Source organism: Terriglobales bacterium (genome assembly GCA_035543055.1).
GTDB lineage: Bacteria > Acidobacteriota > Terriglobia > Terriglobales > Acidobacteriaceae > JAIQFD01.
Genome location: DATKKJ010000058.1, coordinates 1 through 24,142, shown reverse-complemented (window position 1 = coordinate 24,142; position 24,142 = coordinate 1). Strand labels below are relative to the sequence as shown.

Annotated in this window: 38 protein-coding genes; 3 read left to right on the top strand and 35 right to left on the bottom strand. The window is 64.7% G+C overall.

Going from position 1 to position 24,142, the window contains the following annotated elements:
• Positions 1 to 56 precede the first annotated feature (56 nt).
• Together guaB and VMS96_04860 are read left to right on the top strand one after the other, a co-directional pair.
• The gene (gene guaB / locus VMS96_04865; GenBank protein HVP42737.1) at positions 57 to 1,565 is read left to right on the top strand and encodes an IMP dehydrogenase; all 1,509 of its coding nucleotides are present in this window, start codon (positions 57 to 59) and stop codon (positions 1,563 to 1,565) included.
• Positions 1,565 to 2,038 carry a VanZ family protein gene (locus tag VMS96_04860; GenBank protein HVP42736.1) on the top strand — a complete coding sequence of 158 codons (474 nt, stop codon included), beginning with the start codon at positions 1,565 to 1,567 and terminating at the stop codon, positions 2,036 to 2,038. Before guaB ends, VMS96_04860 begins: the two co-directional genes overlap by 1 nt.
• Positions 2,039 to 2,176: 138 nt before the next feature.
• Here the strand turns inward: VMS96_04860 and VMS96_04855 are convergent, their stop codons facing one another.
• Genes VMS96_04855 through VMS96_04845 form a run of 3 tightly spaced genes read right to left on the bottom strand, consistent with a single transcriptional unit; the run spans position 2,177 to position 4,309 of the window.
• The gene (locus VMS96_04855; GenBank protein ID HVP42735.1) at positions 2,177 to 2,944 is read right to left on the bottom strand and encodes a TPM domain-containing protein; all 768 of its coding nucleotides are present in this window, start codon (positions 2,942 to 2,944) and stop codon (positions 2,177 to 2,179) included.
• A 50-nt stretch (positions 2,945 to 2,994) separates the two neighbouring features.
• Positions 2,995 to 3,576, bottom strand: coding sequence for a LemA family protein (locus tag VMS96_04850; protein ID HVP42734.1), 582 nt, complete (start codon positions 3,574 to 3,576; stop codon positions 2,995 to 2,997).
• 13 nt (positions 3,577 to 3,589) lie between these two features.
• Positions 3,590 to 4,309 (bottom strand): nucleotidyltransferase domain-containing protein, encoded by a 720-nt coding sequence (locus tag VMS96_04845; GenBank protein HVP42733.1) that lies wholly within the window; start codon positions 4,307 to 4,309, stop codon positions 3,590 to 3,592.
• A 198-nt stretch (positions 4,310 to 4,507) separates the two neighbouring features.
• Here VMS96_04845 and VMS96_04840 point away from each other — a divergent pair, with 198 nt between their 5' ends.
• Entirely contained in the window at positions 4,508 to 6,595 is a 2,088-nt protein-coding gene (locus tag VMS96_04840) for a PEGA domain-containing protein (protein HVP42732.1), read from the top strand.
• Between the two features lie 71 nt (positions 6,596 to 6,666).
• Here VMS96_04840 and rplQ read toward each other — a convergent pair whose 3' ends face one another.
• The 32 genes from rplQ to VMS96_04680 form a co-directional block, all read right to left on the bottom strand.
• Positions 6,667 to 7,167, bottom strand: a complete 501-nt coding sequence (gene rplQ, locus VMS96_04835; protein ID HVP42731.1) for a 50S ribosomal protein L17 — start codon at positions 7,165 to 7,167, stop codon at positions 6,667 to 6,669.
• A gap of 54 nt (positions 7,168 to 7,221) precedes the next feature.
• A complete protein-coding gene (locus VMS96_04830) occupies positions 7,222 to 8,253 on the bottom strand; it encodes a DNA-directed RNA polymerase subunit alpha (GenBank protein ID HVP42730.1) in 1,032 nt (343 codons plus the stop codon).
• Positions 8,254 to 8,367: 114 nt separating this feature from the next.
• Complete coding sequence (gene rpsD / locus VMS96_04825; protein ID HVP42729.1) at positions 8,368 to 8,997, bottom strand: 30S ribosomal protein S4; 630 nt, start codon at positions 8,995 to 8,997, stop codon at positions 8,368 to 8,370.
• A 132-nt stretch (positions 8,998 to 9,129) separates the two neighbouring features.
• On the bottom strand, positions 9,130 to 9,582 hold the full coding sequence (rpsK, locus tag VMS96_04820) for a 30S ribosomal protein S11 (protein ID HVP42728.1): 453 nt from the start codon (positions 9,580 to 9,582) through the stop codon (positions 9,130 to 9,132).
• Between the two features lie 14 nt (positions 9,583 to 9,596).
• Positions 9,597 to 9,983 (bottom strand): 30S ribosomal protein S13, encoded by a 387-nt coding sequence (gene rpsM / locus VMS96_04815; GenBank protein HVP42727.1) that lies wholly within the window; start codon positions 9,981 to 9,983, stop codon positions 9,597 to 9,599.
• A gap of 101 nt (positions 9,984 to 10,084) precedes the next feature.
• On the bottom strand, positions 10,085 to 10,198 hold the full coding sequence (rpmJ, locus tag VMS96_04810) for a 50S ribosomal protein L36 (GenBank protein ID HVP42726.1): 114 nt from the start codon (positions 10,196 to 10,198) through the stop codon (positions 10,085 to 10,087).
• A gap of 39 nt (positions 10,199 to 10,237) precedes the next feature.
• Complete coding sequence (gene infA, locus VMS96_04805) at positions 10,238 to 10,456, bottom strand: translation initiation factor IF-1 (protein ID HVP42725.1); 219 nt, start codon at positions 10,454 to 10,456, stop codon at positions 10,238 to 10,240.
• Between the two features lie 76 nt (positions 10,457 to 10,532).
• Entirely contained in the window at positions 10,533 to 11,282 is a 750-nt protein-coding gene (gene map, locus VMS96_04800) for a type I methionyl aminopeptidase (GenBank protein ID HVP42724.1), read from the bottom strand.
• The gene (locus VMS96_04795; protein HVP42723.1) at positions 11,266 to 11,997 is read right to left on the bottom strand and encodes an adenylate kinase; all 732 of its coding nucleotides are present in this window, start codon (positions 11,995 to 11,997) and stop codon (positions 11,266 to 11,268) included. The genes map and VMS96_04795 overlap by 17 nt, the downstream gene beginning before the upstream one ends.
• A gap of 122 nt (positions 11,998 to 12,119) precedes the next feature.
• Positions 12,120 to 13,520 carry a preprotein translocase subunit SecY gene (gene secY / locus VMS96_04790; protein ID HVP42722.1) on the bottom strand — a complete coding sequence of 467 codons (1,401 nt, stop codon included), beginning with the start codon at positions 13,518 to 13,520 and terminating at the stop codon, positions 12,120 to 12,122.
• A complete protein-coding gene (rplO, locus tag VMS96_04785) occupies positions 13,521 to 14,057 on the bottom strand; it encodes a 50S ribosomal protein L15 (GenBank protein HVP42721.1) in 537 nt (178 codons plus the stop codon).
• A gap of 12 nt (positions 14,058 to 14,069) precedes the next feature.
• On the bottom strand, positions 14,070 to 14,270 hold the full coding sequence (rpmD, locus tag VMS96_04780) for a 50S ribosomal protein L30 (protein HVP42720.1): 201 nt from the start codon (positions 14,268 to 14,270) through the stop codon (positions 14,070 to 14,072).
• A gap of 3 nt (positions 14,271 to 14,273) precedes the next feature.
• Positions 14,274 to 14,783, bottom strand: coding sequence for a 30S ribosomal protein S5 (gene rpsE / locus VMS96_04775; protein ID HVP42719.1), 510 nt, complete (start codon positions 14,781 to 14,783; stop codon positions 14,274 to 14,276).
• Between the two features lie 42 nt (positions 14,784 to 14,825).
• Positions 14,826 to 15,182 (bottom strand): 50S ribosomal protein L18, encoded by a 357-nt coding sequence (rplR, locus tag VMS96_04770; protein ID HVP42718.1) that lies wholly within the window; start codon positions 15,180 to 15,182, stop codon positions 14,826 to 14,828.
• A gap of 40 nt (positions 15,183 to 15,222) precedes the next feature.
• Positions 15,223 to 15,762: a 50S ribosomal protein L6 gene (rplF, locus tag VMS96_04765; GenBank protein ID HVP42717.1), complete on the bottom strand. Its 540-nt coding sequence runs from the start codon at positions 15,760 to 15,762 to the stop codon at positions 15,223 to 15,225.
• A gap of 22 nt (positions 15,763 to 15,784) precedes the next feature.
• Positions 15,785 to 16,183 (bottom strand): 30S ribosomal protein S8, encoded by a 399-nt coding sequence (rpsH, locus tag VMS96_04760; protein HVP42716.1) that lies wholly within the window; start codon positions 16,181 to 16,183, stop codon positions 15,785 to 15,787.
• A gap of 128 nt (positions 16,184 to 16,311) precedes the next feature.
• Positions 16,312 to 16,497: a type Z 30S ribosomal protein S14 gene (locus VMS96_04755; protein HVP42715.1), complete on the bottom strand. Its 186-nt coding sequence runs from the start codon at positions 16,495 to 16,497 to the stop codon at positions 16,312 to 16,314.
• Positions 16,498 to 16,514: 17 nt separating this feature from the next.
• A complete protein-coding gene (gene rplE / locus VMS96_04750) occupies positions 16,515 to 17,156 on the bottom strand; it encodes a 50S ribosomal protein L5 (protein ID HVP42714.1) in 642 nt (213 codons plus the stop codon).
• A 54-nt stretch (positions 17,157 to 17,210) separates the two neighbouring features.
• A complete protein-coding gene (rplX, locus tag VMS96_04745) occupies positions 17,211 to 17,537 on the bottom strand; it encodes a 50S ribosomal protein L24 (GenBank protein ID HVP42713.1) in 327 nt (108 codons plus the stop codon).
• 31 nt (positions 17,538 to 17,568) lie between these two features.
• The gene (gene rplN, locus VMS96_04740; protein ID HVP42712.1) at positions 17,569 to 17,940 is read right to left on the bottom strand and encodes a 50S ribosomal protein L14; all 372 of its coding nucleotides are present in this window, start codon (positions 17,938 to 17,940) and stop codon (positions 17,569 to 17,571) included.
• 27 nt (positions 17,941 to 17,967) lie between these two features.
• Positions 17,968 to 18,285 (bottom strand): 30S ribosomal protein S17, encoded by a 318-nt coding sequence (rpsQ, locus tag VMS96_04735; GenBank protein ID HVP42711.1) that lies wholly within the window; start codon positions 18,283 to 18,285, stop codon positions 17,968 to 17,970.
• Complete coding sequence (gene rpmC, locus VMS96_04730; protein HVP42710.1) at positions 18,285 to 18,560, bottom strand: 50S ribosomal protein L29; 276 nt, start codon at positions 18,558 to 18,560, stop codon at positions 18,285 to 18,287. The genes rpsQ and rpmC overlap by 1 nt, the downstream gene beginning before the upstream one ends.
• Entirely contained in the window at positions 18,560 to 18,970 is a 411-nt protein-coding gene (gene rplP / locus VMS96_04725; protein HVP42709.1) for a 50S ribosomal protein L16, read from the bottom strand. The genes rpmC and rplP overlap by 1 nt, the downstream gene beginning before the upstream one ends.
• A gap of 31 nt (positions 18,971 to 19,001) precedes the next feature.
• Positions 19,002 to 19,670, bottom strand: a complete 669-nt coding sequence (gene rpsC, locus VMS96_04720) for a 30S ribosomal protein S3 (protein ID HVP42708.1) — start codon at positions 19,668 to 19,670, stop codon at positions 19,002 to 19,004.
• Positions 19,671 to 19,672: 2 nt separating this feature from the next.
• The gene (gene rplV / locus VMS96_04715; protein HVP42707.1) at positions 19,673 to 20,113 is read right to left on the bottom strand and encodes a 50S ribosomal protein L22; all 441 of its coding nucleotides are present in this window, start codon (positions 20,111 to 20,113) and stop codon (positions 19,673 to 19,675) included.
• Positions 20,114 to 20,125: 12 nt separating this feature from the next.
• The gene (gene rpsS / locus VMS96_04710) at positions 20,126 to 20,512 is read right to left on the bottom strand and encodes a 30S ribosomal protein S19 (GenBank protein ID HVP42706.1); all 387 of its coding nucleotides are present in this window, start codon (positions 20,510 to 20,512) and stop codon (positions 20,126 to 20,128) included.
• A gap of 11 nt (positions 20,513 to 20,523) precedes the next feature.
• Positions 20,524 to 21,348: a 50S ribosomal protein L2 gene (rplB, locus tag VMS96_04705; GenBank protein HVP42705.1), complete on the bottom strand. Its 825-nt coding sequence runs from the start codon at positions 21,346 to 21,348 to the stop codon at positions 20,524 to 20,526.
• Positions 21,349 to 21,432: 84 nt separating this feature from the next.
• Positions 21,433 to 21,726 carry a 50S ribosomal protein L23 gene (locus VMS96_04700; protein HVP42704.1) on the bottom strand — a complete coding sequence of 98 codons (294 nt, stop codon included), beginning with the start codon at positions 21,724 to 21,726 and terminating at the stop codon, positions 21,433 to 21,435.
• Positions 21,726 to 22,385, bottom strand: a complete 660-nt coding sequence (gene rplD / locus VMS96_04695; GenBank protein HVP42703.1) for a 50S ribosomal protein L4 — start codon at positions 22,383 to 22,385, stop codon at positions 21,726 to 21,728. The genes VMS96_04700 and rplD overlap by 1 nt, the downstream gene beginning before the upstream one ends.
• 71 nt (positions 22,386 to 22,456) lie before the next feature.
• Positions 22,457 to 23,182, bottom strand: a complete 726-nt coding sequence (gene rplC, locus VMS96_04690; protein HVP42702.1) for a 50S ribosomal protein L3 — start codon at positions 23,180 to 23,182, stop codon at positions 22,457 to 22,459.
• 69 nt (positions 23,183 to 23,251) lie between these two features.
• The gene (gene rpsJ, locus VMS96_04685; GenBank protein HVP42701.1) at positions 23,252 to 23,581 is read right to left on the bottom strand and encodes a 30S ribosomal protein S10; all 330 of its coding nucleotides are present in this window, start codon (positions 23,579 to 23,581) and stop codon (positions 23,252 to 23,254) included.
• Between the two features lie 89 nt (positions 23,582 to 23,670).
• Positions 23,671 to 24,142 (bottom strand): EF-Tu/IF-2/RF-3 family GTPase (locus tag VMS96_04680; protein ID HVP42700.1); only part of this gene is annotated, 472 nt, incomplete at its 5' end.

Below are 24,142 nucleotides of genomic sequence, written 5' to 3'. Positions count from 1 at the left end.
GGGGGAAGCTGGAAGCGGTTACAATAATCGTTTATCCCGATGCGAGAGCGTGAGCGATGATCCATTTCCCGGTGCCCGAGGCACTCACCTTCGATGATGTCCTGCTGCTGCCTGCCAAGTCGGACGTGGTTCCGGCGACGGTGAGCACCTCGACCCGGCTCACCCGCAACATCACGCTGAACATCCCGGTCATCAGCGCGGCCATGGACACGGTGACCGAGTCGCGGCTGGCCATCGCCCTGGCCCAGCAGGGCGGCATCGGGATCATCCACCGCAATCTCTCCCCGGACGAGCAGGCCAGCGAAGTGGACAAGGTGAAGCGCTCGGAGAGCGGCATGATCGTGGACCCGATCACCATGTCGCCCGACGAGAAGATCTCCGACGCGCTGGAAGTGATGCGCAAGTACCGCATCTCCGGCGTGCCCATCACCAAGAACAAGAAGCTGGTCGGCATCCTCACCAACCGCGACCTGCGCTTCGAGACCCGCACCGATATCCCCATCAGCAAGGTGATGACCAAGGAGAACCTGATCACCGTGCCGGTGGGCACCACGCTGGAAGATGCGGAGAAGATCCTGCACCAGCACCGGGTGGAGAAGCTGTTGGTGGTGGACAAGAACTACACGCTCAAGGGCCTGATCACGGTCAAGGACATCCAAAAGAAATTGAAGTATCCCGGCGCGGCCAAGGATGCGCAGGGGCGGCTACGGGTGGGCGCGGCGGTCGGCGCCACCGGCGATTTCCTGGAGCGGGCGCAGGAGTTGGTGAAAGCCAAGGCCGACGTCCTGTGCGTGGACAGCGCGCACGGACACACCACGCGGGTGATCGACGCCATCAGAACCATCAAATCGAAGCTGCCCGAGGTCGAGGTGATTGCCGGCAACGTCGGCACCTTCGACGGGGCCTGCGAGCTGGTGCGCTGCGGCGCCGACGCCGTCAAGGTGGGCATCGGACCGGGCTCGATCTGCACCACCCGCATCGTCACTGGCGCGGGCGTGCCGCAGATCACCGCCATCGCCGAGGCCTACCGCGCGACCAAGGAGGCGTCGGTGCCGGTGATCGCCGACGGCGGCATCAAGTACTCCGGCGACATCACCAAAGCGCTGGCCGCGGGCGCCAGTTCGGTGATGATCGGCTCCCTGTTCGCCGGGACCGACGAGAGCCCGGGCGAGACCATCCTCTACCAGGGGCGCTCCTTCAAGTCGTACCGCGGGATGGGCTCGCTGTCGGCGATGTCGGCGGGCTCCAGCGAGCGCTACGCTCAGTCGGTGGAGGGCGACAGCGACGATGCCGCGCTGGCGGTCGAGGAGACCGATGGGAACCGGCTGGCCAAGCTGGTCCCCGAAGGCATCGAGGGGCGTGTTCCCTACAAGGGGACGCTGGCGGTGATGGTGTACCAACTGGTCGGCGGCTTGCGTTCGGGCATGGGATACGTGGGCGCGGGAAGCATCGCCGAGCTGCAGCAGAAGGCACGGTTCGTGCGCATCAGCGGCGCCGGGCTGCGCGAGAGCCACGTGCACGACGTCATCATCACCCGCGAGGCGCCGAACTACCGGCTGGAATAGTGCGCCGAGACTTCGTTCGCTACTGGCTGCTGGCGCTGGCGTGGACCGCGGTGATCCTGTACGCCTCCAGCGACGCGTTCTCCGCCCAGAACACCGGCAGCATCCTGGAAGCGGTGGTCACCTTCCTGTTCGGGCACGTGCAGCGGCAGACCTTCGCGACACTCCACTTCCTGGCCCGCAAGAGCGCGCACGTCATCGAGTACGGCATCCTGGGTCTAGTCTGGTTCCGTGCCTGGCGGGGGAGGAGACAGGGCTTCGCCTGGAAGTGGGCGTGGCTCGGACTGGGCGTCGTGCTGGCGACCGCGATCGTGGACGAGGTGCATCAGAGCTTTGTTCCCTCGCGGACGGGAGAGGTCAGCGACGTGTTCCTGGACGTGGCGGGGGCGCTGGCGGCGCAGATGGTGTTGTGGGGAGCTATCAGGTGGAAGGCGATGCGGGTCAGTTATTGTCCTCCCGAACGGCTTCAGCCGTGAGGGACCTGCTTTTCTATCGCCCCTGAAGGGGCTGGAGAATTCTTCTAACCCTGCCTTGCCCCCGCCCGAAGGCGGGGGCGTCCACCGAAAGAGGCGCCGGCCCGCGCGAGGGCGCGCGGGCTACTTTGTCGGAACTGTTCACCAGCTTCCGCCGGCGCCGCCGCCGCCCGACATCCCGCCGCCGAAACCACCGAAGCCACCGCCTCCGCCGAAACCACCGCCAGACCAACCACCCCAGCCGGCTCCACCGACCCAAGTACTTCTGGGGGACGGGCCAAACCATCCCCGACGTGGTCGTTTACCAGTGATCAAGAAAACCAAGATGCGCCAAACGGCACGGATCATTACGGCGACAAGCCAGACGAATAACACGAAGAAAGCGCCGACGACCCACACGGGCCATTCATCGGTCTTGGTTGGGGCGCGCGACGGCGTTTCTATTGGAATCTCGGGCGGGAGCGCCACCCCGCGATCTTTCGCAATGACCGCGGCGATGCGCTGGGTCAAGAGCAGCACACCGCTGTTGTAGTCGCCGCGCTTGAGGAAGGGCACCATCTCGCGGCCGAAGCCGCCCACCTTGCCGTCGGGCAGGATAGGCTCCAGACCGTAGCCGACCTCGATCCAATACTTGTGGTCGTCCACCGCCAGCAGGATGAGGACGCCGCGGTTGTCCTTGTGTCCGACGCCCCATTGCTTGAACAGGCGGTTGGCGAAGTCGGAGGCCTCCATGCCTTCCAGCTTGTGGATGGTGACCACGGCGATCTGGGCGCCGGCCTTCTCGTCGAGCAGCGAGCAGAGCTGGTAGATGTCCGAGGACGTACGCCCATCCAGGACCCGGGCGAAATCATTGACGTAGCCTTCAGGCTTGAGCTTGCCGACCTGCTCGGCGGCGGCGGTCGCGACCATCCACACGAGCAAGACGAGCCATGCCGGGCTTCGTCTTCGGCGCAACCCGATCACTGCTTAGGCCCGGGGAACTGCACCTTGGGCGCCTCGCGGCTGGCGGGCGCGGCCTCGAAGTAGCGGTCGTTGCGGGTAAAGCCCGCTATCCCGGCGACGATATTGTTGGGGAACAGCCCGATATAGGCGTTGTAATCCTTCAGCGCCTCGTTGTAGCGGCGGCGCTCCACCGCGATGCGGTTCTCGGTGCCGGCCAGCTCATCCTGCAGGCGCAGGAAATTCTCGTTGGATTTGAGCTGGGGGTAGTTTTCGACGACCAACAGCAGGCGGCCCAGGGCGCCATCGAGCTGCTGGTTGGCGGCGATGCGGTCGGCAGGGGTCTTGGCGCTGAGCAGCGCGGAACGGGCACGCGCGATCTCCCCGAAGACACTCTGTTCCTGGGCGGCGATGCCCTTCACCGTCTCCACCAGGTTGGGGATCAGGTCGGCGCGGCGCTGGATGACCACGTCCACCTGGGCCCAGGCGGCGTTGATGGTCTCGCGCTTCTGCACCATCTCATTGCGCCGGCTCACGTACATGCTGCCGGCGATCAGCGCGATCAGGACCAGGACGATAACGACGATCCAGCCTTTGCTCATGGCATCTCCTCTTCTAAGAAGCTCTCAAACCGCAGCGATCCACCTCGTCGGTGATGCGGCCCACGCTTTCCAGGTAGGCGCGCGCCACGGCGGTGACATCGACGTTTTTCGGCCGCCGCTTCCCTTCCCGGACGTCGAGCGCGGCGTGAAAGGGCGAGACATCCACGCTGAACCGGGCCGCGAGGCGGTCGAGCACGTCGTGCCGGTGCGCTGGAGGCTCCTCGCCGAGCGCGATCAGCGTGTGCCGGAAGAGCGTGAGGAACGAAGTGACGGAGTCGGTAAGCAGACTGAGCAGCCGCTTGGGATCGCCGGCGACCTCCAGGTAGGCCTGGCGCAGGCGGATCAGCTTGGTGCGGAGCTCGTGCTCCACCTCGACGCGGTGGAGGTCCATCGGGACGTTCAAGCCGGCAAAGGAATCTTCGCCGTACAGCACCTTGTGGCGGGCCTTGATATCGAGCAGCTCGATGGCAAAGACGTCGGCCGAGCAGCGCAGCTCGTCCATGGGGAACATCAGGACCTGGGGATTGCCTTTCGCCGTCCACCATTGGACCGCCGGGCGCAGGGCCTCCAGCGCGCGGCCGTCGAGGTGCTCGAGAGTACAAAGAACATTGAGGTCGGAGTGGCCGGGCTGGTACTGTCCGCTGGCCGCGGAGCCGAAGAGCACGACCGAAGTGAGGTTCGTGCCCGCCGCTTTCTTCAGCCTCGTGACCAGCTCATTGAGCTCCTTCTCCATGGGTAGACCTGCTCAGGATACACGAACGCGGCGGGCGGCAACCTACTTGGGTGACGGCCCCCGAGCCCGGGGACACGACCGGACAATGTTCTTCGGGTACCGAGTAGGACATAGCCGGACGTAATTAACGTCGTACGACCAAGGGGACTTACGATGCTCGTGGCCAAGGCCCTCCCCCCTAACAAATCGAGGACCGTTATGTCGACAGCGGATCTGGTTCAGGGTGTCGCAGTCAATCCAACTCCTTCGCGCATCGGCCGCTTTGCGCTGGGGCAGGAGCTCGGGCGCGGCCGCATGGGCGCGGTGTACAAGGCCACCGACACGCAGAATCAATGCAAGGTGGCGATGCGCATCGTCCACATGTCTCGCTTCAGCGCCGACCCGGATGTCGCCCGCCTCCGCCTGCGAGAGGCGGCGAAGGCAGCCGGCGGGCTGAACAGTCCTAACATAGCCAGCCTGGTCGGCGGCGGCGAGTTGCAGGAGCTGTTCTACCTGACGCTGGAGTACATTCCCGGGACGACGCTGCTCCAGCGCCTGGGCAACGGGGAGAAGTTCAGCACCTCCGAGTTCCTCGATATAGCGCGCCAGCTCTGCGCCGGTCTGGAGCACGCGCACGCCCGCAAGATCTTTCACGGGAACCTGGTGCCCTGGAACCTGATCTTCGAAGACGACGGCACGCTGAAGATCCTGGATTTCGGGCTCGCGCACAGCCTGGTAGCCAGCGACGCGCGGGAGGACGTCGCCTACCTGCCCTACCTGCCGCCGGAACTGCTGCGTGGGCAGCCCCCGGACGCGCACGCCGACCTTTTCAGCGCGGCCTGCATCCTGTATGAGGTCCTGACCGGCAAGAAAGCGTTCAGCGGCAGTTCGCGGGAGCAGATCGCGCTGAACATCCTCAACGGCTTTGCACCTCCGGCCCACGAATCGAGCACCATGATCCACCCGGGCCTGAGCGCGGTGCTGGCCAAGGCCCTGGCCAAAGACCCGAACGACCGCTACCAGAGGGCGGCGGACCTGATCCGTGAACTGGAGGGGTTCCAGAGCCTGGGGACGAAGCAGCCGGCGGCCAAAGCCGAACCCCCATCGGCCCCAACGCCGAAACCGGCAAGGGTGTCCGCGTATGGCGTATCGGGCAAGCCGGTGATCACGCCGAAGCCGATGGCAGCGCCTGCGGTGGAGTCGGTACCCTCGCGGGTGATCATGCCAAGGCCGGTGGCAGCGCCAGTTCCTCTTGGGCCGCCCAGCGAAAAAGTCTGGATCAAGCCGGCCCCAAAGTCGCAAGAAGTGCCGGCAGAGCCGGAGCCTGCGCCCATCAAGGCGCCCGCAGCGCCTGGAAAGAAGCCGGCGATGCTGCTGGCGGGCTTTGCCGCGATCTTGCTCGTCGTGATGCTGATCGCGCTGTGGAACACGCGAGACCGGAACGCTGGACCGGGAACCGCGGCCACCAAGGAACCAACGTCTCCGAAAGAAGAGACCGTTCTGAGCACTACGCCGGCCGAGCCCAGCCCGGCACGGACGAATCCGGCAACACCGGCAAAACGGAGAACGGTGGGCGCAGCTCCCGCCCCGTCCCTGCCGGCTGCGCCGGCGACGGGCGAACTGGTGATCTCGGTTGAGCCGGCGGGGACGCTGGTGCAGATCGACGACGGAGCATCCGAGCCTGGACCGCTCTCCAAGACTGGGGTCCCCGCGGGCAGCCACACTGTCATCTTCAGCAAGCCTGGGTACGTGAGCGAGTCGCGCAAGGTCGATGTGGCAGCAGGCGGCAAGGCGCTTGTGGCCGCTTCCTTGCAGCCGCGCGGCGCGTTCGTGACGGTGGCCAGCCAGCCGGCGGGAGCCACGATCCTAGTGGATGGCAAAGAGAGCGGGCTGACGCCGGCCAAGCTGGTGCTCAGCGAAGGTCAGCACAACATCACTGTCCGCAAGGAAGGCTACCTGCCGCAGTCGGCGATGCCCACGCTGGCCCGCGGGCAGGAGTTCAAGTACTCGCCGGAACTGATGACCGCCGGCAGCACGACGGAGGTCAAAACGGTCGGAAAGTTCAAGAAGATCTTTGGCAGCAATGACCGGGAGATGGGTATGGTGGAGGTGAGGACCAATCCCAAGGGCGCCGCCGTGACGGTGAACGGGCAAGCCGTGCCCAAGCCGGCCCCGGTCACGTTCCTGCTCAATCCCGGCAACTACGAGATCGAGGTGAGGATGGATGGATACCGCACCGCGAAGCGAGTGATCTCGTTGGAGAAGGGCGGTCAGGTGAAAGTGGAGGAACTGTTGGCGAAGAACTAGTCTCGACGGCGCCACAAAACAAAAGCCCGGCCGCCCCCGGCCGGGCTCCAACTTCTCTTAAGCGTTGTTCGCTATTCCTTGGTCTCGCCGCCTTCGCCGGCCGCGCCGGTGTCGGCTGCACCCGCTTCTTTCTGGGCCTCTTCCATCGCCTTGCGGCTCTCTTCCGCCTTCTTGGCGCGGGCCTCGGCGCGCTTCTCCCGCTTGGCCTCCAGGACCTTCTCGCTGCCGAGCAGCTCGATGAAGGCCTTCTCGCCGCCGTCGCCGCGACGGAAGCTGGTGCGGATCAGGCGGGTGAAGCCGCCTTCGCGGTCTCCGAAGCGAGGGGCGATCTCGAAGAGCTTGTCCACGGCGGCGCGGGTCATGAGGAAGGCCGCGGCCTGCCGGCGGGCCGACACGTCGCCGCGCTTGCCCAGGGTGATCATCTTCTCCACGTGCGGGCGCATGGCCTTGGCCTTGGGGACCGTGGTCTCGATGCGCTCCTCGAGGATGAGCGAAGTCACCAGGTTGCGCAGCAAGGCGCGACGGTGACTGGTGTTTCGTCCGAGTTTCCAACCTGCAACACGATGACGCATGACTTGTTCCTTGTTCAGCGCAGGACGGGCGAGACGCCCGTCCCCACGCGATCTTTAGTACTGGTCGGGGCGATAGGCGCCCATGGCCGCCGAGCTCGAGCCCTGGCCGGCGGGCACGGCGTTGCCGTGTTCGTCGATCTTCATGCCCAGGCTCAGGCCCATCGAGGCCAGGATCTCCTTGATCTCGTTGAGCGACTTGCGCCCGAAGTTCTTGGTCTTCAGCATCTCGGCTTCGGTCTTCTGCACCAGTTCGCCGATGGTCTGAATGTTGGCATTCTTCAGGCAGTTGTAGCTGCGCACCGAGAGCTCGAGCTCCTCGACCGAACGGTTAAGGTTCTCGTTGCGGATCTCCGGCTTGCTGTCGTCAGCCGCCGCCGTGGCCTCCACCTCTTCCTCGAAGTTGATGAAGATGCTCATGTGGTCCTTGAGCAGCTTGGCAGCCAGCCCGATGGCGTCGGCCGGTGTGACCGAACCGTTGGTCCAGACCTCGAGGGTCAGCTTGTCGTAGTCGGTGATCTGGCCCAGTCGCGCCGCTTCCACGGTGTAATTGCACTTGCGCACCGGCGAGTGCACCGAGTCGATGGGGATGTAACCCAGCCCCAGGTCCTCGTCGAAGTTCTTGTCGGCGGAGACGTATCCGCGGCCGCGCTTGAGGCGCATCTCCATGTCGAGCTTGCCGCCCTCGGAGATGGTCGCGATGTACATATTCTTGTCGAGGATCTCGACGTCGGCGTCGGCCTCGATCATCCCGCTGGTGACCACGCCCGGCTGGTCGGAGCGCACGTAGATGGTCTTCGGACCTTCCCCGTTCAGCTTGAAGGGGATCTGCTTCAGGTTGAGGATGATGTCGGTGGCATCCTCGACCACCCCGGGGATGGACTGGAATTCGTGGAGCACGCCTTCGATCTTGACCGCGGTGACGGCCGCGCCCTCGATGGAGGAGAGCAGCACACGCCGCAGGGCGTTGCCGATGGTGGTGCCGAAGCCGCGCTCGAACGGCTGCGCCGAGAACTTACCGTAACGATCGGTGAGGGTCTCGGGCTCGGAAGCGAGGCGCTTGGGTTTCTGGAAGCCTTTCCAAAGCATGTTTACCTATTCTCCTTTCGGCCCTGCTGCTCAAGGTCAATCGCGCCGGCCCATGAGACGCAATCTTCGTGACCAAGGCTGATCGGGCTCGAAAAGCTGGGCCTTCGTTAAGCCTTATTTCGAATACAGCTCCACGATCAACTGCTCGTTGACCGGGAGGTTGATGTCTTCGCGTTTGGGCAGCGCCGTGATGCGACCCTTGTTGTTGTCGCGGTCCACCTCCAGCCAGTTCGCGACCGACTGGTGGCTGGTGGTCTCCTTTGAAGTCTGGATCACGACCAGGTCCTTGCTGCGCTCGCGGACCGAAACTTCATCGCCCACCGCGACCTGGAAGGAGGGGATGTTCACCTTGCGGCCGTTGACCGCCACATGCCCGTGCCGGACCAGCTGGCGTGCCTGGCGGCGCGAGATGGCGAATCCCAGGCGGTACACCACGTTGTCGAGACGGCGCTCCAGCTGCTGCAACAGCGCCTCGCCGGTCACGCCCTTGGCGCGCGCGGCTTTCTCGAAATAGTTGCGGAACTGCTTCTCCAGGGTGAAGTAGATGCGCTTGGCTTTCTGCTTCTCGCGCAACTGGAGGCCGTAGCCGACGATCTTGGCCTTGCGGTCCTTCCCGTGCTGGCCGGGAGCAAAGTTGCGCTTCTCGATGGGACATTTCTCGGAGAAGCACTTCGTGCCCTTGAGGAACAATTTCATGCCTTCGCGGCGGCAAAGGCGGCAGACTGCATCTTTATAACGAGCCAATTCTTTTCTCCTTCAGTGTTTCTGGTGCCGATCGGTTTACAGGCTGGCAAGCCCTTCTTCCCGATCCAAAATCGTTTCACGTTTCGTGTTTCTCGTTTCGCGCGAAACGTGAAACTTGAAACGCGAAACGTCCTAAACTCTGCGCCGCTTGGGCGGGCGGCAGCCGTTGTGAGGAACGGGCGTCACGTCCTTGATGGACTTGACGTCGATCCCGGCGGCGGCCAGGGCGCGGATGGCCGACTCGCGGCCCGAACCCGGCCCGCTGACGCGCACTTCCACGCTGCGCAGCCCGTGCTCGCGGGCCATGTTGGCAGCGTTCATCGCGGCCTGCTGGGCGGCAAAGGGCGTGCCCTTGCGGCTGCCGCGGAAGCCGAGCGAGCCCGAGCTCTTCCACGACAACACCCGGCCTTCCTGGTCGGCGATGGTGACGATGGTGTTGTTGAACGACGCCTGGATGTGGGCCACGCCGTGCGGAACGTTCTTCCGCTCTTTCTTCTTGAACTGCTTGCGCTTGCCTTTTTTCGCCGGAGCTTCCGGAGTCCCGGCGCCGGCTGCTGCTGCTGCTGCTGCTGGTTGCTTCGCCATGCTCAGTATCCTTCTTAGGTCTTAGCCGTCGCTTTCTTCTTGGCCGCCACCGTGCCGCGGCGCGGGCCCTTGCGAGTGCGCGCGTTGGTGTGGGTACGCTGTCCCCGGACCGGCAGGTTGCGGCGGTGGCGCTGGCCGCGGTACGAGCCGATCTCGATCAGCCGCTTGATATGCATCGAGGTGTCCTTGCGCAGGTCGCCTTCGACGTTGCCCTCGGCCTCGATGACCTGGCGGATGCGGTTGACCTCGTCCTCGTTCAGGTCCTGGACCTTCTTCATGGGGTCCACCTTGGCGGTCGCTACGATGCGATTCGCGCGCGGATGGCCGATGCCGTAGATGTAGGTCAGCGCGATGTTCACGTGCTTGTTGCGCGGAAGATCGACGCCTGCAATGCGTGCCATTCATCACTCCTTGTACCGGAAGCTCTTCATGCTTAGAGCTCCCTCGCTGCGCTCGGGATTTCGGCAGCGGGCTCCCGCTTCGCTCACGCCCGCTAAACGCCTCAACCTTGACGCTGCTTATGCTTTGAGTTTTCGCAGATCACCCGGACCACGCCCTTGCGGTGGATGACCTTGCACTTGTCGCAAATCTTCTTGACCGATGCCCGTACCTTCATAAAGCCGTTTCTCGTTTCACGTTTCGCGTTTCGCGAAATCTATTTGTACCGGTAGACGATCCGCCCGCGCGTCAGGTCGTAGGGGGAAAGTTCCACCGCGACCCGGTCGCCGGGCAGGATGCGGATGAAGTTCTTGCGCATCTTGCCGGAGACGTGCGCTAACACCTGGTGCTTGTTCTCCAGTTCCACTCGGAACATGGCATTGGGCAGGGGCTCGATCACCACTGCCATGACCTCAATCGCGTCTTCTTTACTCACGAACCTCTTTCGCCCCCTAAAGGGGCTTGATCTTTGAATCGGATTCTCTCGCAGGGCCAAAGTCCTGCGTTTCCACCTACTGCGTCAAGATCATGGGGCCGTTCTTGGTGACTGCCACGCAGTGCTCGAAGTGGGCGCTGTAGCTGCCGTCTTCGGTCACCGCCGTCCACTTGTCGTCCAGCACGCGGGTGCCGGGCTTGCCGGCGTTCACCATCGGCTCGATGGCCAGCACCATGCCCTCGCGCAGCTTGGGCCCATGCCCCGGCGTGCCGTAATTGGGCACCTGCGGGTCCTCGTGCAACTGGGTCCCGATGCCGTGGCCGACGAACTCCCGCACCACGCTGAACCCGTGCTTCTCCACCCAGTCCTGCACCGCGGAGCCGACATCCTGCACGGTGTTGCCGATGCGCATCTTCTCGATGCCCTTGTACAGCGACTGCTCGGTCACCTCGAGCAGCTTGGCGACCTCCGGCTTCACCTCGCCTACCGGCACGGTGACGGCGGCATCGCCGTAGTAACCATCGAGCACCACGCCGCAATCGATGGAGACGATGTCGCCTTCCTTCAGCGCGCGCCGCTCTGACGGGATGCCGTGCACGATCTCCGAGTTCACCGAGGTGCAGAGCACACAAGGGTAATCCTGGTACCCCTTGAAAGCCGGCGCCCCGCCCAGTTCGCGGATCTTCCGCTCGGCGGCCCGCTCCAGGTCCATGGTGGTGACGCCCGGACGGACCAGGCCTCTCACCGTGTCCAGCACCTCGCGCACCGCGTGCCCGCTGCGCCGCATCTTCTCCAGTTCCGACGGCGACTTACAGACGATCGGCATTCTCGACAACCTTGAACATCGCTCCCGTGATCGACTCCACGGAGCCTTCGCCGTCCACCTCGCGCAACTGACGTTTGCCGCGATAGAAATCGGCCAGAGGCAGCGTCTGCCGCTCGTATGCCTTCAGGCGCTCGGAGATGACCTCTTCGGTGTCGTCCTTACGCGTGACGAGCTTCCCCCCATCCACGTCGCAGATGCCTTCAGAGCGAGGAGGCTGGAAGTAGACGTTGTAGATCCGCCCGCAGGTGGGACAAGAACGGCGACCCGTAAGTCGCTGCAACAATTGATTATAGCCCACCTTGATGTTGATCACAACGGGCGGGATCTTGTACGGTTTCCCTTTATCAAAGAACGAGACGTTGTCCGTCAGATGCCTGTCCAGCCACTCTGCCTGGGCGACCGTGCGGGGGAATCCGTCGAGGATGAACCCGCGCTTGCAGTCCGCCTGCTTGAGCCGGTCCGCGACCATGGCGCAAACCAGGTCGTCGGAAACCAGCCCGCCGCCTTCCATGACGGCCTTGGCCTTCTTGCCCAACTCGGTGCCCCGGGCGACGTTGTCGCGCAGGATGTCACCGGTCGAGATCTGCGGAATGCCGTAGCGCTCCGCGATCAACTTTGCCTGCGTGCCCTTGCCCGCGCCGGGCGCGCCCAGCAGGATCACCGGACCTGTGTTGCGCGACTTCGGATCGAGCACTGTTCCCGCCTGTGAACCCATTTGTGACCTCCAACCTGCAAGCGGTCTTGCAACGTCAGAGCCCAGAATCCAGCACGCCCTCAGCGGCTAAAGCCGCTCCCTTCTTAGTGCTCCGCGGCGCGGCTGAAGCCGCGCCCCAACAACTACGTCCAGGCGCGGCGGCCGCGGATGCGTCCGCTGCGCGGGGTGAACCCGTCATAGTGGCGCATGATCAGTTGCGCCTCGATCTGTTGCACCGTGTCCATGGCCACGCCCACCACGATCAGCAGCGACGTGCCGCCGAAGTAGAAAGTCACGCCCAGGCCGTTGGTCACCCACGCCGGCAAGCGCTCGAAGAACGCTCCCACTGCTCCCGGCAGGTGGTTGAGATGGATGCCGGTGATCATCCACTCCGGGATGAGGGAGATGATGATCAGGTACAGTCCGCCGACCAGCGTGATGCGGGTCAGGATCTCGTTGATGTGGTTCTCGGTGCGGGCGCCAGGGCGGATGCCGGGGATGAACCCCCCGTACTTGCGCATGTTGTCGGCGACCTCGCGCGGGTTGAACACGATGGACACGTAGAAGTACGCGAAGAAGATGATGCCCACGGCGTAGAGCAGGGTGTAGAGCGGCTCGCCCCAGCCCAGGGCGCGCAGCATCGGCCCGAAATAGCGGTTGTCGCGCAGCGCGAATCCGACGGTTTGCGGGAAGGTCAGGATGGAGCTGGCGAAGATGACCGGCATGACGCCGCCGGTGTTGACCCGCAGCGGCAGGTGCGTGCTCTGTCCGCCCATGACCCGCCGCCCGACCACGCGCTTGGCGTACTGCACCGGGATGCGGCGCTCGCTGCGCTCCACGAACACGATGAACATCACCACCACGACCATGACCCCGATCAGCAGCGCCAGGGCGATGGGGGTGAACGGCCCCCAGGCCTCGGTGCGGGCCTTGTCGATCAGGTCGGCGACGCCCCGGGGCAGGCCGACCACGATGCCGGCAAAGATGAGCAGCGACATGCCGTTGCCGATACCACGTTCGGTGATCTGCTCGCCCAGCCACATGATGAAGGCCGAGCCCGCGGTCAGCGTGATCATCGTCATCAGGATGAAGCCGGGGCCGGGAGTAGTGACGAATTGCGTCCCCGCGGCGGTCGAACGCTGCAGGGTGACGGCGATGCCGAGCGACTGCATGGCGCTCAGGCCCACGGTCAGGTAGCGCGTCCACTTGGTGATCTTCTTGCGCCCCAGCTCGCCTTCCTTCTGCAGCCGGGCCAGCGGCTCATACACCACGGTTAGCAACTGCAGGATGATGGAGGCCGTGATGTAGGGCATGATGCCCAGAGCGAAGACGGTCAGGCGGCGCAACTGTCCGCCGCTGAACAAATCGATGAACCCCAGGAAACTGCCCGCGTTCTGCTCGAAGAACTGCTGCAGCAGGTCGGCGTTGATGCCGGGGGTGGGAATGTGCCCACCCAGGCGGTACACCGCCAGCAATCCCAGCGTGAACAGGATGCGCTTGCGGAGGTCCGGAACGCGGAAGATGTTGAGCAGCTTCTCGACCATTTACTGTTCCTTGGGGGTCCCCTGCCTGGGCTTGGCAGCCGGTTTCTCGGCTTTCGCGGCCGACTTCTCCGCTTTGGCGGCCGGCTTCTCCGGCCCCGCCCCGCCGATGACCTCGGCCCTCCCGCCGGCCTTGGTGATCTTCTCCTCCGCCGACTTGGAGAACTTATGGGCGCGCACGGTAAGCGCCGACTTCAGCTCACCGTCGCCCAGCACCTTTACCCGGTCGTTCTTGCCGGCGAGTCCGGCCTTGACCAGCACTTCGGGCGTGATCTCCCGAGTGCCCAAGTCCGCCAAGCGCTCCAGGTTCACGATGGCATACTCGACGCGAAAGATGTTGGTGAAGCCGCGCTTGGGCAGGCGGCGGTGCAGCGGCATCTGGCCGCCCTCGAAGCCGCGCATCATGCGCGAGCCGGAGCGGGAGCGCTGGCCCTTGTGGCCGCGGGTGGAGGTCTTGCCCATGCCCGACCCCATGCCGCGTCCCACCCGCTTGCGGTTCTCCGACGCCTTTTTCGGTGCTCGAACTGTTGAAAGGTTCATGATCTGAGATCCTTATTTCGCCGCGGCGTTGTCCACGATCTGGACAAGGTGCGGCACGGCATTCACCATGCCGCGGATCGAGGGCGTGTCTTCGCGCTCGATGACCTGGTTGAGGCGCGTGAAGCCCAGCCCCTTGATGACCTTCTTGTGCTTCACCGGAGCCTGGATGGCCGAGCGCACCCATTTGATGCGGATCTTCTTGTTGACCGGCATGGCTTAGAGCTCCTCCACCTGCTTGCCGCGCATCGCCGCCACTTCCTGGCGATCGCGGAGTTTCTTGAGAGCGTCGAAGGTGGCCTTTACCACGTTGTGCGGGTTGGCGGTCCCGATGGACTTGGTCAGCACATTCTGGATGCCCGCCGACTGGATGACGGCGCGCACCGCCCCACCGGCGATCACCCCGGTGCCTTCCGGCGCCGGCTTCAGCAGCACCATCCCCGAGCCGAAGCGCCCCAGCACGCTGTGCGGGATGCTGGTCTGGGTGATGTTGACCTTCATCAGGTTCTTCTTGGCCGCCTCGATCCCTTTGCGGATCGCCTGGGGCACTTCCTTCGCCTTGCCGGAGCCGTAGCCGACCACCGCGGAACCGGGATCGCCCACCACTACCAGCGCCGCGAACGACAGGTTCTTGCCGCCCTTCACCACCTTGGTGACGCGGTTGATGGAGACCACCTGGTCCTTCAGCTGGTAACTTCCGGCATCGAGTCTCTTCTTGACAGTTGGCATGTTCTCTCTCGAATCTATTGCGCCCCTCTCGGGGTGAATTCACTAAAATTTCAATCCTGCCTCGCGGGCGGCATCGGCCAGGGCCTTGATGCGGCCGTGGTACAGGTAGCCGCCGCGGTCGAAGACCACCTTCTCTACGCCCTTGGCCTTCGCCTTCTGGGCGATCTGCTTGCCCACTTCTTTGGCGGCCGCCAGGTTCCCGCCGGTCTTGATCTTGGCTTCGCGGGTGCTCGCCGACACGATGGTCTTGCCCCCCATGTCGTCGATGACCTGGGCGTAGATATGGTTCAGCGAGCGGTACACGTTCAGGCGCGGCCGCTCGGCGGTGCCGCTCAGCTTCGCGCGGATGCGCTTATGCACCCGCTGCCGGACGTCGTTCTTCGTGATCTGCGGAATCATCGTTTTCCCTTACCTACGTACGGCCCCAGGCCGCACGTTGTTATTTCGCTCCGGTCTTGCCGACCTTCTTCTTCAGGCGCTCGCCGACGTAGCGCACGCCCTTGTTCTTGTACGGGTCCGGCGGGCGCAGCCCGCGGATGTCGGCCGCCACCTGCCCGACCTTCTGGCGGTCGATGCCGCTGATGGTCAGGCGCGTCTGCTTGGCGTCCACCGCGATGGTGATGCCCTCGGGGACCGGCAGCTCAATGGGGTGGGAGTAACCGAGCGAGAACACCACGACGCTCTTCCCCTTCATCTCGGCGCGGTAGCCGATGCCCACGATCTCCAGTTCCTTCGACCAACCCTTGGTCACGCCTTCGACGGCGTTATTGACCAGGGCGCGCACCAGCCCGTGGACCGCGGCCTTGTCGTCGCCGCTGCGGCTGGCCACCAGGTGCCCGTCCTTGCGCTCCAGGGTGACGCCTTCCGGGATGCGGGTCTCGACCCGGCCCTTGGGGCCCTTCACCGCCACCACGTTGCCCTGCACCTGCACGTCCACGCCCTGCGGGATGGGAATAGGTTTTTTTCCAATTCGCGACATATCGGTTCTCTTCTTCTCGCCGTTACCAGATCTCGCAGAGGACTTCGCCGCCGACGCCCTGCTTGCGGGCCTGGCGGCCGGTCATGACTCCCTTGGGAGTGGTCAGGATGTTGATGCCCAGCCCGCCCAGCACCCGGGGGATCTCGTTGCGGCCGACGTACACGCGGCATCCCGGACGCGACACCCGCGCCAGGTTGGTGATCACCGCCTCGTTGTTCGCGCCATACTTCAGGTAGACGCGCAGCAGCTTGTGGCCGCCCTCGTCCACCGGCTTGAAGTTGGCGATGTAGCCCTCTTCCTTCAGGATGCGGGCCAGCTCCAGCTTCAGCTTGGAGGTCGGAACATCGAGCTTCTGGTGCCGGGCATGGATCGCATTGCGGATGCGAGCCAGGAAATCTGCCACCGGATCGGTCAAACTCATCTATTGCTCTCCTCGCGTCGCCCGTTCGCCCCGGCCAGCCGGGGAACCTGCGGCGACGGTTCTTACTTCGTTGCGCGTTTCCCGTTCCTCGTTTCGCGCGAAACTTGAAACGCGAAACGTGAAACGTCTTACCAGGACGACTTGGACACGCCGGGGATCTCGCCCCTGAGCGCCAGCCCGCGGAAGCACAAGCGGCAGATGCCGAACTTGCGCAGGTATCCGCGCGGGCGCCCGCAGATCTTGCAGCGGTTGTGCTGCCGGGTCGAGAACTTCGGTTTGCCTGCGTCCTTCACTCGTTTTGCGGTCGTTGCCATGTTTTCCCTTCGAATCCTTACTGCGCCCGGAACGGCATGCCCATGTGCTTGAGCAGCGCCCGGGCCTGGTTGTCGTCCTTGGCCGTGGTGACGATGGTCACGTTCATGCCCTTCATCTTGTCCACCTTGGCGTAGTCGATCTCCGGGAAGACCAGCTGGTCCCGGAGCCCCAGGGTGTAGTTGCCGCGGCCGTCGAACGACTTGGTGGAGACGCCGCGGAAGTCGCGCACCCGCGGCAGCGCCACATTCACCAGCCGGTCGAAGAACTCGTACATGCGGTCGCCGCGCAGCGTGACCATCACCCCGATGGGCATCCCCTCGCGCACCTTGAAGGCGGCAATGGACTTCTTGGCCTTGGTGACGACCGGCTTCTGGCCGGTGATCTGGCCGAGTTCGGTGGCCGCCGGATCGAGGATCTTGGCGTTCTGCGTGGCCTCCCCTACCCCCATGTTGAGCACGATCTTGTGCAGGCGCGGCACCGCCATCGGGTTCTTCAGCTCCAGCTCTTTCAGCAAGGAAGGAGCGATCTCCTTCTCGAAGCGGGCGCGCAGCCGCGGACGCTCCTTGGCGCTGGCCCGCGGACGCTCCGGGGGCGCCGCTTCCTTCGCCGGCTCCCCGCCCTTGGCCTTCTTTTCCTTCTTCTCCGGCTTGTCAGCCATTTCCTTCTCTCTACCTTCTCTCACGGTTTCCGGTTCGACGGGTTCGTGAGGTGCTCATTTTTCCAACGGCGCGCCGCAACGGTGGCAGACGCGCTGGTAGCGGTCGCCGTGCAGCTCGTGCTTCACTCGCGCCGGCCCGCAGGTGCCGCAGACCAGCTTCACGTTGGAGATCGAGATGCGGCTCTCCTGCTCGGCCACGCCGCCTTTGATGTTCTTCTGCGGGTTGGGCCGGACGTTCTTCTTCACCATGGCGACGTGCTCGACCAGGATCTTGCGGTCGCTGGGGAAGACGCGCAGCACGCGCCCTTCCTTGCCCTTGTCGCGCCCGGTCATGACCCGCACCGTATCGTTGCGCCGGATATCGACGTTCACTCGTGACATAAGCTTTTCCCAATCTCCGCCGGGGCGGAGGCTAGAGGACCTCCGGGGCCAGCGACACGATCTTCAAGAATTTCTTTTCGCGCAGCTCGCGGGCCACCGGCCCGAAGACGCGCGTCCCGACCGGCTCGCCGGCCTCGTTGATGAGCACGGCGGCGTTCTGGTCGAAGCGGATATAGGTGCCGTCCTTGCGCCGGTGCTCCTTGCGGGTGCGCACGATCACCGCCTTCACCACTTTGCCCTTCTGCACCTGGCCGTCGGGCGAGGCTTCCTTGACGCTGGCGGTGACCACGTCGCCGAGATGGGCCACCAGGCCGGCGCCGCCGCCCAGCGGCAGGATCATCTGCAGCCGGCGCGCGCCGCTGTTGTCGGCGACATCGAGCATCGTTCTCATCATGACTGCCATACGCGTCTCTCCCTGATCTCCCGAGCCTTACGCCAGCTTCCCTTCCGGGGTTTCCTCGGCCGACGGCACGAGGGCGGCGCGCTGGATGATGTCCTTCAGCCGCCAGCGCTTCAGCCGCGACATGGGCCGGGTCTCCTCGATCCGGACCACATCGCCCACCCGGGCGGTGTTGTTCTCGTCGTGCGCGTAGAACTTCTTGGAGCGCGAGACCACCCGGCGATACAGCGGGTGCGCCTTCTGGCGCGTGGTCTCGACCACGATGGTCTTCGCCATCTTGGTGGACACCACGTAGCCGATCTTGGTGTTGCGGCGGGACTTCTCCGCCTGCTGGTTCGTGTCAGCCATCACTTCTTCTCCGTTCCGGTGGGCTCCAGGCCCTGGGTGCGGCCGCGCGCGATGGTCTTCACACGGGCCAGGTCGCGGCGCAGGTCGCGGATCTTCTTCAGGCTCTCCGTCTGTCCCATCTTCATCTGGAACTTCAGGCGGAAGAGCTGGTCGTTGAGGTCGCGCTGGCGGGCCACGAGCTCATTGTCCGAGAGGTTGCGCAGCTTCTCGACGTCCTTGTTCTCGCGGCGCGAGAAGGCGTTGGCCGGCGGCTTGCGTTCGGCGGTCTTCGCCATCAGTGCACCCCCTCGCGGGCCACGACCCGGGTCTTCAGCGGCAGCTTGTGCGCCGCCAGGCGCAGCGCCTCGTCGGCCTCGGCCAGGGTCACGCCCTCCATCTCGAACAGGATCTTGCCCGGGCGGACCACCGCCACCCAGTGGTCGGGAGCGCCCTTGCCTTTGCCCATACGGGTCTCGGCTGGCTTCTTGGTGACCGGCTTATCGGGGAACAGGCGCAGCCAGATCTTGCCGCCGCGCTTGACGAAGCGCGTCATGGCCACGCGGCTGGCTTCGATCTGCCGGTCGGTGATGTAGCCGGGTTCGAGCACCTTCAGGCCGTAATCGCCGAAGGCCAGCGTGGACCCGCGCCAGGCCTTGCCGGCCCGCCGCCCGCGCTGCTGTTTTCTGTACTTAACCTTTTTTGGCATCAACATAAGTCAATTCTCTCGACCAAAGATCTCAGAATCCGCCGGCAGGCGCTGCCTGCGGCTGGCGCTTCTTCTCCTGCAGGATCTCGCCGCGATAGACCCAGCACTTCACCCCGATGACGCCGTAGGTGGTGCGGGCCTCGCTGAAGCCGTAATCGATGTCGGCACGCAACGTGTGCAGCGGCAGGCGTCCCTGCAGGTACCACTCCGAGCGCGCGATCTCGTTGCCGTTCAGCCGGCCCGAGACCCGCACCTTGATCCCCTTGCAGCCGAAGCGCAGAGCCGAATCCACCGCCTTGCGCATGGCGCGGCGGAAGCCCACCCGCTTCTCCAGCTGCAGCGCGATCGACTCGGAGACGAGCTGGGCGTCGAGCTCCGGCTTGTGCACCTCCTGGATGTCGATAAACACGTCGCGCGAGGTGCGCTTCTGCAGCTCCTGCTTCAGCTTGTCGATCTCCGCCCCCTTGCGGCCGATGATGATGCCCGGGCGCGCGGTGCGGATGATGATGCGCAGCTTGTTGCCCGGACGCTCGATCTCCACCGAGCTGACGCCCGCCGACTTGAGCTTCTCGCGCAGCTCGTTCTTCAGTTTCACGTCCTCGAGCAGCAGCTTCTCGTAGTCACGCTCCACGTACCAGCGCGACTTCCACGGCTTGGTGTAGCCGAGGCGGAACCCGTAAGGATGGACCTTCTGTCCCATGGCTATCCTCTCCTGGCCTTTGATTTGCCCTTGGCGCGCGGCGCCGGCTGTTCTTCCTCGCCGACCACGGTGGCCACCGCTTCGGCGCCGTTCTTGCCCTTCTCGGCGAGCGCGATCTCGATGTGCGACATGCGGCGCTGGTAGCGGTAGGCCCGCCCTTGCGGCGCCGGCCGGATGCGCTTCATGCGCGGGCCTTCGTTGGCGATGGCCCGCTTCACGTAGAGATTGTCCACGTCCACGTCGAGCCCCTTCTCGGAGCTCAGGTAGTTGGCGTTCTCGATGGCCGAGCGCAGCAGCTTGGCGACGTCGGGAGCGATGCCCTTCTTGGTGAAGGTGAGGGTGTTCATCGCTTCCTCCACCCGGCGCCCCTTGATCAGGTCCAGCACCAGGCGCGCCTTCTGCGGCGAGACTCGGATGTACTTTCCTTCTGCTCTGAATTCCATGATCGTCTCTCGTTAACTCTTCGGGGCCGGAATTGCCGGAGCCGCACCGCCCGCCGCCGGGGCCGAGGGCACGATGGCGCCCGGACCGCCGGGAACGCCCGCCGGACGCGCCGCCGCCGCGGCCGCGGCTTCCGCGGCACCCTTGATGCCGTGCCCCTTGAAGATGCGGGTCGGGGAGAACTCTCCCAGCTTGTGACCCACCATGTTCTCGGTGATGTACACGGGGATGAACTTCTTGCCGTTGTGCACCGCGATGGTGTGGCCGACCATGTCCGGATGGACGGTGGAACGCCGCGACCAGGTGCGCACGACCTTCTTCTCGTTGCTCCGGTTCATGCCCTCGATCCTCACCATCAGGTGCGAATCGATGAACGGCCCTTTCTTCGGTGAACGTGGCATATCTCTACTCTTTATTTCTGCCGCCGACTGACGATGAACGCGTCGGTGCGCTTGTTGTTACGGGTCTTGTAGCCGCGGGTGGGCTGTCCCCACGGAGTGACCGGGTGACGTCCGCCGGAGGTCTTGCCCTCGCCTCCTCCGTGCGGGTGGTCCACCGGGTTCATGGCGACGCCGCGGTTCACCGAGCGACGTCCCAGCCAGCGCTTGCGGCCCGCCTTGCCGAAGGCGACGTTCTCGTGGTCGAGGTTGCCGACCTGGCCGATGGTGGCCATGCAGTCGATCAGGACCTTGCGGGTCTCGCCCGAAGGCAGCTTCACCAGTGCGTAGTCGCCTTCCTTGGCCACCAACTGCGCCGCGCCGCCGGCCGAGCGCACCATCTGCGCGCCCTTGCCCGGACGCAGTTCGATGTTGTGCACCGTAGTGCCGGGCGGGATGTTGCGCAGCGGCAGCGCATTACCTACCAGGATGTCGGCGTCGGCGCCGCTCACCAGCTTCTGGCCGACCTGCACCCCCACCGGCGCCAGGATGTAGCGCTTCTCGCCGTCGGCGTAGTGCAGCAGCGCCAGGCGCGCCGAACGGTTGGGGTCGTACTCGATGGAGGCGACGGTGGCCGGGATGCCGGTCTTGTCGCGCTTGAAGTCCACCATGCGGAGTTGGCGCTTGTGGCCGCCGCCCCGGTGCCACGAGGTGATGTCGCCCGCATTGCGCCGCCCGCCCGTGCGCTTCTTGGGCTCGAGCAGCGGCTTGTGCGGACGGTCCGCCGTGATCTCTTCGTTCACCAGCGTGGTGATGAAGCGCCGCGACGGGGTTACCGGTCTGTATGTCTTGATCGCCATAAGATTCGCTCTTTGCTTTCGGCTCTTGGCTCTTGGCCCTTGGCCTTCGCCGGGAATCGCTGACTCCCGACTACCGACTCCTGACTACATATTCTGTGCGTACTCCGGCATCTTTTCGCCGGCCTTCAGCTTCACGTACGCCTTCTTCCAGTCGGACCGGTAGCCGGCGAAACGCCCGCGCCGCCGCTCCTTGCCCTGGAAGTTTGCGGTGCGCACCGAATCCACCTTCACCTTGAAGATCTGCTGCACCGCCTCTTTGACCTCGGTCTTGGTGGCCTTGGCGGCGACTTCGAAGACCAGCGTGTGCTCGGTCTCCTTCACCCCCAGCCCTTTTTCCGTGATCACCGGCTTGCGGATGATCTGATACGCGCTCTTCATTACGCGACCTCCGCTTTCCGCCGCGAGGCCGAAGCCGCCAGCGAGTTCTGCAGCTTCTCCAGTGCCGGCCGCGAGAACACCGCGCGGTCATAGCGCAGGAGGTGATACGGATGTACCTGGTGCCCTCGCACCAGCTCCACGCCCTCGAGGTTGCGCGAGCTCAGTTCCAGGTTCCGGTTCTCTTTCTTCGCGACCTCGACCAGCAGCGCGGTCTTGTCCACCTTGAGCGCATCGAGCGCCTGGCGGAAGGCCTTGGTCTTCGCTTCACCCAGGTCGAAATTCTCGACCACGGTCAGCTTGCCGTCGGCGAACTTGGCCGCCAGCGCCGAGCGCAGCGCGCCCAGCAGCTTCTTGCGGGGAAAGTCGTACTCGTAGGAGCGCGGCTGCGGCCCGTGCACCGTGCCGCCATGCCGCCACAGCGGCGAGCGGATGGAGCCCACGCGGGCGCGCCCCGTGCCCTTCTGCCGCCACAGCTTCTTGCCCGAGCCCGACACCAGCTTGCGGTTCTTGGTGGCGTGCGTCCCGGCGCGCTGTCCGGCGCGATAGTGCTTGACCGCTTCCCACAGCAGGTCCTCGTTCACCGCCCCGAAGACTTCTTCGGACAGCTCGAGCGAGCCCACTTTCTTGCCGGTCAGATCCAAAACGTCGATCGATGCCATAACTCTTCTTCCTTGATCCTTCGCGAGTCGCTCAGGATGACCGCGGCGGGCTCAGACGCCGCCAAACGCGGTCACTTCTTCACAGCCTTGCGCTTCGAAGCCTTCAGCGGATCGATGGTGCCCTCGCCGGCGAAGCCGCGGCGCTCTCTGGGCGGCTTCTTGGCTTTGCAGATGATGACGTAGCCGTCCTTGGGCCCCGGCACCGCACCCTCGACCATCAGCAGGTTCTCGTCGAGGTCGATGCCCACCACCCGCAGGTTGCGCACCGTCACCCGCGCCTGGCCCATGTGCCCGGCCATACGCATCCCCGGGAACACGCGCGAGGGGAAGGCCGACGACCCGATGGAACCGTTGATGGTGAACATGGAACCATGCGACTTGGGGCCGCCCGCGAAATGGTGACGCTTGACCACTCCCGCGAAGCCGCGTCCCTTGCTGGTGCCGGTGACGTCCACGAACTTCTCGCCGTCGAAGATGTCCACCAGGACCTTGTCTCCGACGTTGACCTGCTTGTCCGCGTCGCCGTCCGCGACCGCCTGGATGGCGACCTCGCGCATGAACTTCACCGGCGGTACGTTGTGCTTGCCGAAATGCCCGGCCATGGCCTTGTTCACGTGCGTGCCCTTGACGAACTCCACCAGGCCGATCTGCACCGCGTCGTAGCCTTCCTTGGCGGCGTTCTTCTTCTGCGTCACCACGCAGGGGCCGGCTTGCAGCACCGTGATGGGCCGCACGTCGCCCTTCGCGTCGAAGAGCTGCGTCATGCCGACTTTCTTGCCCAGGATTCCCGTGATCATTGTCTTCTCTTCCTCATCATCCCCAGCGGGGACTGTAGGTTTTCCTAGCTACTAACTACCAGCTACTAGCTACTTGTGCTCTTTCCCGAACGCCTTGATCTCCACGTCCACGCCGGCGGGCAAGTCGAGCTTCATCAAGGCATCGACCGTCTGCTGCGTCGGCTCCAGGATGTCGAGCAGGCGCTTGTGGGTGCGGATCTCGAACTGCTCCCGCGACTTCTTGTCCACGTGCGGCGAACGCAGCACGCAGTACTTGTTCTTCACCGTGGGCAGCGGGATGGGGCCCGCGATCTGCGCGCCCGTACGCCGCGCGGTCTCCACGATCTCGCCGGTGGACTGGTCGAGCACGCGGTAGTCGTAGGCCTTCAGCCTTATCCGGATTCTGTCTTTTCCAATCACGTTTCACTTCCTCAAAGAGCCAGCGGCTGGTTGCATGCCGCGCATATTGTTTTGTCAGAGCGACGGGCGAGACGCCCGTCGCTACGCAATCACTGCAGGATCTCCGAGATGGTGCCGGCGCCCACCGTGCGTCCGCCTTCGCGGATGGCGAAGCGCAGCCCCTTCTCCATGGCCACCGGGGTGATCAGCTCCACCGTCAGCGCCACGTTGTCCCCCGGCATCACCATCTCCGTCCCCGTGGGCAGTTCCGCCACCCCGGTCACGTCCGTGGTCCGGAAGTAGAACTGCGGCCGGTAGCCCTTGAAGAACGGCGTGTGCCGCCCCCCCTCTTCCTTCGACAGCACGTACACCTCGGCCTTGAACTTGGTGTGGGGCGTGATCGAGCCCGGCTTGGCGATCACCATGCCCCGCTCCACCTCTTCCTTGCCCGTGCCGCGCAGCAAGAGCCCGGCGTTGTCCCCCGCCATGCCCTCGTCCAGCTGCTTCTTGAACATCTCCACGCCCGTCACCACCGTCTTGCGGGTCTCGCGGAAGCCCACGATCTCCACTTCCTCGCCCACC

Bases quoted from the DNA above. Each gene is read 5' to 3' on its own strand.
- rpsE (HVP42719.1), bottom strand. From the start codon at position 14,783: ATGCCAACTGTCAAGAAGAGACTCGATGCCGGAAGTTACCAGCTGAAG.
- rpmD (HVP42720.1), bottom strand. From the start codon at position 14,270: ATGCCGGTCAACAAGAAGATCCGCATCAAATGGGTGCGCTCGGCCATC.
- rpsS (HVP42706.1), bottom strand. From the start codon at position 20,512: ATGCCACGTTCACCGAAGAAAGGGCCGTTCATCGATTCGCACCTGATG.
- VMS96_04840 (HVP42732.1), top strand. From the start codon at position 4,508: ATGTCGACAGCGGATCTGGTTCAGGGTGTCGCAGTCAATCCAACTCCT.
- rpmJ (HVP42726.1), bottom strand. From the start codon at position 10,198: ATGAAGGTACGGGCATCGGTCAAGAAGATTTGCGACAAGTGCAAGGTC.
- rpsK (HVP42728.1), bottom strand. From the start codon at position 9,582: ATGGCGAAGCAACCAGCAGCAGCAGCAGCAGCAGCCGGCGCCGGGACT.
- rplF (HVP42717.1), bottom strand. From the start codon at position 15,762: ATGTCGCGAATTGGAAAAAAACCTATTCCCATCCCGCAGGGCGTGGAC.
- rplC (HVP42702.1), bottom strand. From the start codon at position 23,182: ATGATCACGGGAATCCTGGGCAAGAAAGTCGGCATGACGCAGCTCTTC.
- rpsQ (HVP42711.1), bottom strand. From the start codon at position 18,285: ATGGCTGACACGAACCAGCAGGCGGAGAAGTCCCGCCGCAACACCAAG.
- rplE (HVP42714.1), bottom strand. From the start codon at position 17,156: ATGGCTGACAAGCCGGAGAAGAAGGAAAAGAAGGCCAAGGGCGGGGAG.
- rplR (HVP42718.1), bottom strand. From the start codon at position 15,182: ATGATTCCGCAGATCACGAAGAACGACGTCCGGCAGCGGGTGCATAAG.
- rplX (HVP42713.1), bottom strand. From the start codon at position 17,537: ATGTCACGAGTGAACGTCGATATCCGGCGCAACGATACGGTGCGGGTC.
- VMS96_04850 (HVP42734.1), bottom strand. From the start codon at position 3,576: ATGAGCAAAGGCTGGATCGTCGTTATCGTCCTGGTCCTGATCGCGCTG.
- rplB (HVP42705.1), bottom strand. From the start codon at position 21,348: ATGGCGATCAAGACATACAGACCGGTAACCCCGTCGCGGCGCTTCATC.
- rplO (HVP42721.1), bottom strand. From the start codon at position 14,057: ATGAACCTTTCAACAGTTCGAGCACCGAAAAAGGCGTCGGAGAACCGC.
- VMS96_04855 (HVP42735.1), bottom strand. From the start codon at position 2,944: ATGGTCGCGACCGCCGCCGCCGAGCAGGTCGGCAAGCTCAAGCCTGAA.
- VMS96_04795 (HVP42723.1), bottom strand. From the start codon at position 11,997: ATGGGTTCACAGGCGGGAACAGTGCTCGATCCGAAGTCGCGCAACACA.
- VMS96_04845 (HVP42733.1), bottom strand. From the start codon at position 4,309: ATGGAGAAGGAGCTCAATGAGCTGGTCACGAGGCTGAAGAAAGCGGCG.
- rpsH (HVP42716.1), bottom strand. From the start codon at position 16,183: ATGAGTTTGACCGATCCGGTGGCAGATTTCCTGGCTCGCATCCGCAAT.
- rpmC (HVP42710.1), bottom strand. From the start codon at position 18,560: ATGGCGAAGACCGCCGAACGCAAGCCGCCGGCCAACGCCTTCTCGCGC.
- rplQ (HVP42731.1), bottom strand. From the start codon at position 7,167: ATGCGTCATCGTGTTGCAGGTTGGAAACTCGGACGAAACACCAGTCAC.
- VMS96_04755 (HVP42715.1), bottom strand. From the start codon at position 16,497: ATGGCAACGACCGCAAAACGAGTGAAGGACGCAGGCAAACCGAAGTTC.
- rplP (HVP42709.1), bottom strand. From the start codon at position 18,970: ATGCCAAAAAAGGTTAAGTACAGAAAACAGCAGCGCGGGCGGCGGGCC.
- VMS96_04700 (HVP42704.1), bottom strand. From the start codon at position 21,726: ATGAAGAGCGCGTATCAGATCATCCGCAAGCCGGTGATCACGGAAAAA.
- rplN (HVP42712.1), bottom strand. From the start codon at position 17,940: ATGGCAGTCATGATGAGAACGATGCTCGATGTCGCCGACAACAGCGGC.
- rplD (HVP42703.1), bottom strand. From the start codon at position 22,385: ATGGCATCGATCGACGTTTTGGATCTGACCGGCAAGAAAGTGGGCTCG.
- rpsM (HVP42727.1), bottom strand. From the start codon at position 9,983: ATGGCACGCATTGCAGGCGTCGATCTTCCGCGCAACAAGCACGTGAAC.
- rplV (HVP42707.1), bottom strand. From the start codon at position 20,113: ATGGAATTCAGAGCAGAAGGAAAGTACATCCGAGTCTCGCCGCAGAAG.
- guaB (HVP42737.1), top strand. From the start codon at position 57: ATGATCCATTTCCCGGTGCCCGAGGCACTCACCTTCGATGATGTCCTG.
- VMS96_04830 (HVP42730.1), bottom strand. From the start codon at position 8,253: ATGCTTTGGAAAGGCTTCCAGAAACCCAAGCGCCTCGCTTCCGAGCCC.
- secY (HVP42722.1), bottom strand. From the start codon at position 13,520: ATGGTCGAGAAGCTGCTCAACATCTTCCGCGTTCCGGACCTCCGCAAG.
- map (HVP42724.1), bottom strand. From the start codon at position 11,282: ATGCCGATCGTCTGTAAGTCGCCGTCGGAACTGGAGAAGATGCGGCGC.
- rpsC (HVP42708.1), bottom strand. From the start codon at position 19,670: ATGGGACAGAAGGTCCATCCTTACGGGTTCCGCCTCGGCTACACCAAG.